The sequence below is a fragment of the Enterobacter cloacae complex sp. GF14B genome (genome assembly GCF_004136805.1).
GTDB classification, from domain to species: domain Bacteria; phylum Pseudomonadota; class Gammaproteobacteria; order Enterobacterales; family Enterobacteriaceae; genus Enterobacter; species Enterobacter hormaechei_C.
Genome location: NZ_QFRV01000131.1, coordinates 1 through 6625, shown reverse-complemented (window position 1 = coordinate 6625; position 6625 = coordinate 1). Strand labels below are relative to the sequence as shown.

Annotated in this window: 7 protein-coding genes and 1 pseudogene; 3 read left to right on the top strand and 5 right to left on the bottom strand. The window is 59.8% G+C overall.

Annotation, left to right across the window (positions count from 1 at the left end; all coding sequences use genetic code 11):
- The 4 genes from DD606_RS23330 to tctD form a co-directional block, all read right to left on the bottom strand.
- Positions 1-279 (bottom strand): molybdopterin-binding protein (locus tag DD606_RS23330; protein WP_252771783.1); only part of this gene is annotated, 279 nt, incomplete at its 3' end.
- A gap of 94 nt (positions 280-373) precedes the next feature.
- Positions 374-916: a YfaZ family outer membrane protein gene (locus tag DD606_RS23325; RefSeq protein ID WP_003859436.1), complete on the bottom strand. Its 543-nt coding sequence runs from the start codon at positions 914-916 to the stop codon at positions 374-376.
- Between the two features lie 129 nt (positions 917-1045).
- Complete coding sequence (locus tag DD606_RS23320) at positions 1046-2455, bottom strand: sensor histidine kinase (RefSeq protein WP_023314574.1); 1410 nt, start codon at positions 2453-2455, stop codon at positions 1046-1048.
- The gene (gene tctD / locus DD606_RS23315; protein ID WP_017693014.1) at positions 2442-3116 is read right to left on the bottom strand and encodes a transcriptional regulator TctD; all 675 of its coding nucleotides are present in this window, start codon (positions 3114-3116) and stop codon (positions 2442-2444) included. The genes DD606_RS23320 and tctD overlap by 14 nt, the downstream gene beginning before the upstream one ends.
- Positions 3117-3268: 152 nt before the next feature.
- Here tctD and DD606_RS23310 point away from each other — a divergent pair, with 152 nt between their 5' ends.
- From DD606_RS23310 to DD606_RS23300, 3 genes are read left to right on the top strand one after another with little or no spacing between them, the layout of a single operon-like run.
- A complete protein-coding gene (locus DD606_RS23310) occupies positions 3269-4249 on the top strand; it encodes a tripartite tricarboxylate transporter substrate binding protein (protein WP_003859441.1) in 981 nt (326 codons plus the stop codon).
- Between the two features lie 11 nt (positions 4250-4260).
- Positions 4261-4692, top strand: a complete 432-nt coding sequence (locus DD606_RS23305) for a tripartite tricarboxylate transporter TctB family protein (protein WP_003859443.1) — start codon at positions 4261-4263, stop codon at positions 4690-4692.
- An 11-nt stretch (positions 4693-4703) separates the two neighbouring features.
- On the top strand, positions 4704-6218 hold the full coding sequence (locus DD606_RS23300; RefSeq protein WP_003859445.1) for a tripartite tricarboxylate transporter permease: 1515 nt from the start codon (positions 4704-4706) through the stop codon (positions 6216-6218).
- Here DD606_RS23300 and DD606_RS23295 read toward each other — a convergent pair.
- Positions 6219-6625, bottom strand: a pseudogene (locus DD606_RS23295) (o-succinylbenzoate--CoA ligase); the annotation flags it as partial.

Sequence of the window (6625 nt, the reverse complement as noted above, 5' to 3'; positions counted from 1 at the left end):
GTGCAGGACCAGGCCTTCGCCTTTGGCCGTGGCGGCGGCCAGCGCGCTGAGATCGTCGCTGGTAGGTCCCAGCCCGCCGTTCACAATCAGCACGTCGCAGCGTTCGCTGCGCTCGCGCAGAACGTTGACCAGCGACTCAAGGTTGTCACCTACGGTGTTGCGGCGCGTTAACGGTAATCCTTGCTCAAAGAAGAGATCGGCGAGCCAGGCGGCATTGGTATCAATGATTTGCCCATGAAGCACTTCGTCGCCAGTGGATAACATTTCCACGTTTATCATTGTGTTCTCCCATTTCAATGGTCAAAACACTATAGCGCAATCAAAGACCGGGGGAAGAGAGAAACTGGCGCGACTGAACGCCGCGCCGAGAGGATTAGAAACCGGCGCTAACGCCAACGTACGGGCCGTCTGCCAGGGCGTTGTCGCGGTTGCCGTCTTTACCGGCCAGGTTCAGATAGCGATAACCCGCTTCGATGGTGATTGGACGCATGATGGTCCAGCGCGCGCCGGCGTTAGCTTCCTGATAGCTGTCGATGCCGCTGGAGAGGGAATCCGGGGAGTAGTAGTACTCACCGAACAGGCCAAAGCTGTCGCCAATTTTCCACTGCAAGCCGCCGCCCACTGCCGCCGCGTAGCCTTCGTCGCCGTCGTTCGGGTTGGTGTAAATGCCTTTACCCCCGACGGTCGCCAGGAAGGGACCCAACGGCACGTTGAAGCCGAGGCCCAGGCTTGCCGCATCGCCGTCGTCGTCGTTATGCGTCCAGCCGCCGGTCATTGCCAGGCCTGCGCTGTCCGTGCCAAGACCGAAGCCCAGATGGGTATAATCTTGTCCCGCCGAGCCGTTGAAGGAAATTGCGTTTGCCGCTGCTGAAACAAACATCAGGCCGCTTAAGCCCATTAATGCCACTTTTTTCATTGTCGTGATCCCGCACAATTTATTCAGAGATGTCCAAAAACCGCGAGATTTTAACCTGCCTGCCTGTGTGATCAATGGACTCCACGTGCGGCAGGCAATTAGTTTGTAACGATTTGATAATATCGGCATTTATATCAGCATCAGAAAGCGCATTTTCACGCTCAGCCCACCCAGATTTTCACTGGGCATCAGCTGAAGATGGCTGCGGTGCAGGCGGGCAATATCGTTAGCCAGCGCCAGGCCAATGCCGGACCCGGCGGCATCACCCACGTTTTCCAGACGATGAAACGGCAGCATGGCCTGGGAGATCTGGTCTTCAGCAATACCCGGTCCGCTGTCCTCCACGCTCAGCTCAACGGCATCGTTAGCCGTGCGCAGGTACACCGTCACGATGCCCTGCTCCGGCGTGTATTTGATCGCGTTCTCCAGCAGGTTGGCGCAGAGTTCACCCAGCAGCACGTCATCACCCTCAATCATTACCGGCTGCTGTACGCCGTCATAACCGAGATCGATACCCTTGCTGCGCGCCTGCGCCAGCCGGGAAAAGCAGCAGTTTTGCACCACCTGCACCAGATCGACAGGGGCAAACTGTCGCTCCCCCTGCTCTTTTCGCTTCACCGCTGAAAGCTGCAACAGTCTTTCTGTCAGCACGATGGTGTTATCCAGCGTGACGTTCATCGCCCGTAAGCTCTCCTGCCACAGGGCCGGATCGTTACGCGTCAGGGCAACCGATACCTGGGTTTTCAGCACCGCCAGCGGCGTTTTGAGCTGGTGTGAGGCGTCAGCATTAAAGCGCGCCTGTCGCGAAAGCACGCCGCGTAACCTGTCGATATAGCGGTTAAATGCCACAATCAGCAGCCGCGTTTCCGACCAGGGCAGCAGCTCCGGCAGCGGAGCCAGCAGCCCGGGCTCACGGCGCACCATCAGCGAAGAGAGCTGCCGCATCGGGCGCAGCACGCGACGCAGCAGCCACGCGGTCAGGACCAGCGTCAGCAGCACCAGCAGCCCCTGCGACACGAGCGAGGAAAACAGCAGCTGAGTGGCCAGATAGCGCCGCGACTGCAACGTTTCGGCGACGTAGATTTCCGCCATGCCGAACACACTCTCCTCGTTAACCGGCTGGAGCAGCTTCGCCACGCGGATCGCCTGCCCGCGATACTCGGTATGATAAAACCACGCCAGCGCCGGATAGTGGGAGGTCCGCGACGTGGAGGGGGGCATATTCGGCAGATCGTCATAGCCGGAGATCGTCCGCCCGTCAGGGTCCACGACCTTGTAGTAGAGGCGATCGTTCATGTTCAGCTCGAAGCTGTCGAGCACGACCCACGGCACGTTCACCTGGAGCTTGCCGTTGTGCACCACCAGCCGCTCTGACACCGTGCGCGCCGAGGATAACAGCGTGCGGTCATAGGCCTGCGTCGCCGCCTGTAGCGCGCTAACGTAGCTGTTAAAGGCTGACAGCCCCCATAACAGCAGCAGCGGCAAACCCAGAAAAAGCAAAAGTTGCAGGTAAAGCGACTGCGGCTTAACCCACTTCATCGCCGCACTCCAGCACGTAGCCCAGCCCCCGGAGGGTGGTGATCCGCACGCCGCTGCCGGTCAGCTTCTTACGCAGGCGGTGAATATAGAGATCGATGCTCTCGGGGCTGACGTCGTCGTTCAGGCTGAATACCTGGTCGAAAAGCTGTTGCCGGGAGACGGGACGGGTCCGGCGGTGCATCAGCACCTTCAGCAAAGAGAGTTCGCGCGGCGTGAGGGAAAGGGGTTCATCGCGCAGCAGAAAAAAGCCTTCATCATCGTACTCCAGCTCTCCCAGCCGCTGGCGCTCCTGGGTTCGCCCTTCACTGCGGCGCAGCAGCGCACGCAGGCGGGCATCAAGCTCCTCCAGCTCGAACGGTTTCGGCAGGTAGTCATCCGCCCCGGCATTCAGCCCCTTAACCCTGTCTGCCACGTTGCTGCGGGCGGTAAGAAACAGCACGGGCAACGTCTGCCCGCGCTTTCTCAGCCGATGCACCACCTCCAGCCCGTCGAAACCGGGCATGCCGATATCAAGGATCGCGACGGCATAGTTTTCTCCCTGCAAAAGATGATCGGCCGCCCGTCCATCGTTGACGCAATCCACGGCAAATCCGTTTTGTACCAGCGCTTTTTCCAGCCAGTGAGCCAGCTCACGATTATCTTCCGCGAGTAAGAGACGCATATCACATCCTGTAAAGTTGGTGTCGCAGTGAAAGGGAAATGAAAGGTTATTGTTTTAACAATCACGCAACGGAACCGCTACAAGGTGGTTCACATAATCAGAAAAAAGACACCCGTACCCGTACTCCCGGTTCTCCGGCGTGAGGATAAACGATGAAAAAACAATTACTTTCTACCCTTGCTGCAAGCGTATTGCTGTTGAGTGCCTCTGTCGTCCAGGCGCAGGACGCGCCATCCCGTACCGAATGTATCGCCCCGGCCAAACCCGGCGGCGGCTTCGACCTGACCTGTAAGCTGATTCAGGTCAGCCTGCTAGAGACGAAGGCCATTGAGAAACCGATGCGCGTTACCTACATGCCCGGCGGCGTGGGCGCGGTAGCCTATAACGCCATCGTCGCCCAGCGCCCTGCCGAAGCGGGCACAGTGGTGGCCTTCTCCGGCGGTTCGCTGCTGAATCTGTCACAGGGGAAATTTGGCCGTTATGACGTGGACGACGTGCGCTGGCTCGCCACCGTAGGCACCGATTACGGCATGATCGCCGTGCGCGCGGACTCTCCGTGGAAATCCCTGAAAGATCTGCTGACCGCCATGGAAAAAGATCCGAACAGCGTGGTCATTGGCGCAGGCGCCTCTATCGGCAGCCAGGACTGGATGAAAGCCGCGCTGCTGGCGCAGCAGGCCAAAGTGGATCCGCACAAGATGCGTTACGTGGCCTTTGAAGGCGGCGGCGAGCCGGTGACGGCGCTGATGGGCAATCACGTCCAGGCGGTATCGGGCGATCTCAGCGAAATGGTGCCCTACCTGAGCGGGGATAAGATCCGTGTGCTGGCGGTCTTCTCAGAAAACCGTCTGCCGGGCCAGCTGGCAGACGTCCCAACCGCCAAAGAGCAGGGTTATAACCTGGTCTGGCCGATCATCCGCGGCTTCTTCGTCGGGCCAAAAGTGACCGACGCCGAATACCAGTGGTGGGTGGATACCTTCGCAAAACTTCAGCAAACCGAGGAGTTCAAAAAACAGCGCGATCTGCGCGGGCTGTTTGAGTTCAACCTGAACGGCAAGCAGCTGGACGAGTATGTCAAAAAACAGGTGAATGACTACCGCGAACAGGCGAAAGCCTTTGGCCTGGCGAAATAACCGGAGGCGCTATGAGCGATCGCATTTTTGCCGGGATATGGCTGCTGCTCTGCATTGGCGGCATGTTCGTCGCCTGGCAGATCCACAGCGAATACAGCTATGAACCCGTGGGGCCACGCCCCTTTCCCGTCGGCATTGTCGGCCTGATGCTGCTCTGCTCGGTAGCGCTGCTGCTGCGCCATCCGGATACCGTGGAGTGGCCGCCACGCCGAACGCTGCAACGTCTGCTGGTAATGGTGATTGTCCTGCTGATGTACGCGTGGGGCTTTGAATGGCTCGGCTTCCCGATTGCCACCGCCCTGCTGACGATGGTGATTGGCATACTATTTAACGCCTCGCTGCCTGCGGCGGGGATCTCCGGGGTCGTACTGGGCATTTTACTCTGGTACGCCTTCGACCGCCTGCTGGACGTGACCCTGCCGCTTGGCGCATGGTTTAACTAACGGAGCACGCTATGGATACCTGGATCTATCTCTCTCAGGGGTTCGCGGTAGCGATGACCCCGGAAAACCTGGTGATCGCCCTGATCGGCTGTTTCGTCGGGACCATCGTCGGCCTGCTGCCGGGCCTTGGACCTATCAACGGCGTGGCGATTTTACTGCCGCTGGCCTTTGCGCTGCACCTGCCTGCGGAATCGGCGCTGATCCTGCTGGCGACGGTTTATATCGGCTGCGAATACGGGGGGCGTATTTCCTCGATTCTGCTTAACGTGCCCGGCGATGCCGCCGCCATTATGACCGCGCTGGATGGCTATCCAATGGCGCAGCAGGGACGCGGCGGCGTGGCGCTCTCTATTTCCGCCGTCAGCTCGTTCTTTGGCTCCCTGATCGCCATTGGCGGCATCATCCTCTTCGCCCCGGCGCTGGCCCAGTGGTCGCTGGCGTTTGGTCCGGCCGAGTATTTTGCCCTGATGGTGTTCGCTATCGCCTGTCTCGGCAGCATGATGGCGCAGAATCCGCTGAAGTCGTTTTTGTCTGCGTTGATTGGCCTCAGTCTGGCCACCGTCGGCGTGGATGCCAACACCGGGGTTTATCGTTTTACCTTCGACAGTGTTCATCTCTCCGACGGCGTGCAGTTTATCGTCGTGGTGATTGGTCTGTTCTCTGTCTCAGAAATCTTACTGATGCTGGAACATACCAGCAGCGGGCAGACGCTGGTGCGTAAAACCGGACGTATGCTCTTTAATGCCAAAGAGGGGGCGCAGTGTGTGGGTGCCACCCTGCGTTCGTCGGTGATCGGTTTCTTCGTCGGCATTCTGCCCGGCGCGGGGGCGACTATCGCCAGCGCCATCACCTACATGACCGAGAAAAAGCTGAGCGGCAACAGCGACAGCTTCGGCAAAGGCGATATCCGCGGCGTGGCGGCGCCGGAGGCGGCGAATAACGCCTCGGCCTGCGGCTCGTTTATCCCGATGCTGACCCTCGGCGTGCCGGGCTCCGGCACCACGGCGGTAATGATGGGCGCGCTGACGCTCTATAACATCACCCCGGGTCCGGCGATGTTTACCGAGCAGCCCGATATCGTCTGGGGTTTGATTGCCGCCCTGCTGATCGCCAACGTGATGCTGCTGGTAATGAACATCCCGCTGATCGGCCTGTTCACCCGCATGCTGACCATTCCCCTGTGGTTCCTGGTCCCGGCCATCGCCGCCGTCTCTGCGGTTGGGGTGTACGCGGTGCACAGCACCACCTTCGACCTGGTGTTGATGGTGCTGCTCGGCGTGCTGGGCTACATTCTGCGCAAGATGCACTTCCCGATGTCGCCGCTGATTTTAGGGTTTGTGCTGGGGGAAATGCTGGAGCAGAACCTGCGCCGCGCCCTCTCCATCAGCAACGGCAACATGGGGATCCTGTGGGAAAGCAGCGTGACGAAGATCCTGCTGGCAATGGCGATTATGGTGATTGTCGTGCCGCCGGTGCTACGCTGGATCCGCCGACGCCAGCACAAACCGCAGCCGGATATCGGCTGATTAGCCCCTCAACAGGGCATTGACCCACTGCTTTAACGCCTGGCGGGAGATTTTAATCCCGCCATTTTTCAGTTCTGACGGCAGCGCCAGCCAGTGTACCGGCTGCTCAAAGCGCGCCAGCCTGCCCTGAACCCACTCCGGCAACAGCGTGATATCCGCGCCCGGCTCGCATTCCACCACCGCCACCGGGCGTTGCCCGTACTCGGCATCATCCAGCGGAACGACAAACGCCTGGCTTACCTGCGGATGCGTGGCGATAACGCGCTCCAGCGCTTCCGGCTGGATCCCTTCTCCGCCGCTGAAAAAGAGATTGTCCATTCGGCCCAGAATGGTCAGGCGTCCGTCATGCCACTCGCCGCGATCGCGGGTGGCGAACCAGCCCTGCGCATTGACCAGCGGCAATAATG

Excerpts from the sequence above, each read along its gene's own strand:
- DD606_RS23325 (WP_003859436.1), bottom strand. The coding sequence starts at position 916 with ATGAAAAAAGTGGCATTAATGGGCTTAAGCGGCCTGATGTTTGTTTCA.
- DD606_RS23320 (WP_023314574.1), bottom strand. The coding sequence starts at position 2,455 with ATGAAGTGGGTTAAGCCGCAGTCGCTTTACCTGCAACTTTTGCTTTTT.
- tctD (WP_017693014.1), bottom strand. The coding sequence starts at position 3,116 with ATGCGTCTCTTACTCGCGGAAGATAATCGTGAGCTGGCTCACTGGCTG.
- DD606_RS23310 (WP_003859441.1), top strand. The coding sequence starts at position 3,269 with ATGAAAAAACAATTACTTTCTACCCTTGCTGCAAGCGTATTGCTGTTG.
- DD606_RS23305 (WP_003859443.1), top strand. The coding sequence starts at position 4,261 with ATGAGCGATCGCATTTTTGCCGGGATATGGCTGCTGCTCTGCATTGGC.
- DD606_RS23300 (WP_003859445.1), top strand. The coding sequence starts at position 4,704 with ATGGATACCTGGATCTATCTCTCTCAGGGGTTCGCGGTAGCGATGACC.